At 36.0% G+C, this 852-nt stretch carries 2 protein-coding genes; both read right to left on the bottom strand.

The genetic code is table 11. The annotated features are described in order from the left end of the window. Positions 1–283: 283 nt before the first annotated feature. The gene (locus P5674_RS25330) at positions 284–598 is read right to left on the bottom strand and encodes a hypothetical protein (RefSeq protein WP_035736216.1); all 315 of its coding nucleotides are present in this window, start codon (positions 596–598) and stop codon (positions 284–286) included. Between the two features lie 12 nt (positions 599–610). Continuing rightward, the coding region (locus P5674_RS25325; RefSeq protein WP_315643342.1) for a hypothetical protein at positions 611–852 on the bottom strand (242 nt) is incomplete at its 5' end.

Below are 852 nucleotides of genomic sequence, written 5' to 3'. Positions count from 1 at the left end.
CTAAATTGCCATCCGTGATTATTTCGTCAAGTTCAGATGACATTTGGCTTCTGATTAGCCTATAATCGATATAGTCGTCGGACATGGTACACTCTTATCGCTCTTGACTTGTTGACATGGTATGGTAGTTATTCCCCCCTAAATATTTAGGGGGGATTTATTTGTGACTACATTAATCGCAGTAATTCAATTAATGCAATTAATACATTAGAATCAAGTTGTTTAACCTTGTTATAAAGGCTCTCAAAGCTAGGGTCACAATCCAAAACCTTAGCCCCTTCTGTTAGCCTTTCTTCAAAGGTTTTGTATTTCGGTTTACCACCAAAGCCACCATTTTTTGGGTTTTGGATTCAATGAAAGCGTCAATATCAGCGATAGAGTAATTAGCTACCCGTTCATCAAATTCTTCTATATCCTCAATATAGAAGATATTAGAAATGTCAGAGTTGAAATTATCATCTCCGATATTTCCTTCTAATATCCTGTTAGAAGGTATGACTGATGATTGCCCTAAGTTTATTGTTGCTGTAAACATCACAGAACCGTCTGTAAGCATTGCGTCACTTTCTATTATTTTAAGCAATGCAAGTTCTAGCATTGTAGGGGTGTATTATCGTTTTTTCCCGTTATATTCAGTCTCGTATTTTTCAATAAAAAACCTGACAGCTAATAATTCTTCATCACCTTTGGAATAACTCCAATCCCTATCATTGAAGTTAGCAAAATCACCTGATACACCTTTACCGAATATCCATAGGTGAGGTAAATTAATTCGGAATTGTGCTTGACTAATCACTAGGAATGTGCCTGATTCTCCAGATTTAACTGCACTACAAAACGCGAATTTATCGT

Origin of the sequence: Limnospira sp. PMC 289.06, assembly GCF_032350395.1 — a bacterium.
In the GTDB taxonomy this organism is placed as follows: domain Bacteria; phylum Cyanobacteriota; class Cyanobacteriia; order Cyanobacteriales; family Microcoleaceae; genus Limnospira; species Limnospira platensis.
This window is presented reverse-complemented; position numbering and strand designations above follow the sequence as displayed.